Raw genomic sequence first — 408 nt, forward strand, 5'->3', positions numbered from 1 at the left:
CCCTATAACATCCTTTTCAGTAGATTTCAATATCGTGCCGGTTTTTTTCACATGCTAAAGCAATCCCGCCATCTCTGGCGGGATTTATTTTTACTTACATTCCAGTCCATACATCTTTTACATAACGTTTTTGATCTTGCAGCTTCTTCAGCCATTCTGCTGACGCTTCCTGACTTGCTCCTTTGTCAGCTGCATAAGCCGCACGCAGTGTGTTCTCTACTTCAGGAGCCATTTGTGCACCATCGCCGCATATATAAACGTGCGCACCTTTTTCAATCAGTGAAATTAATTTCTGTGCATCTTGTTTTAGTAAGTGCTGAACATATACTTTTGGTTCGTCTTCCATTCGTGAATAGCATCGATGGACTGTTACCAAACCGGCTTTTTCCGCCTTATCAAGCTCTTCTT

General features: G+C 42.2%; 1 protein-coding gene. It reads right to left on the reverse strand.

Translation table 11 applies throughout. The annotated features are described in order from the left end of the window. Window positions 1-94: 94 nt before the first annotated feature. On the reverse strand, window positions 95-408 hold a 314-nt coding region (locus BAE31_RS11155; RefSeq protein WP_139336382.1), incomplete at its 5' end, for a hypothetical protein.

The sequence above is a fragment of the Bacillus sp. I-2 genome, from assembly GCF_001974945.1.
Lineage (GTDB): Bacteria > Bacillota > Bacilli > Bacillales > Bacillaceae > Bacillus > Bacillus safensis.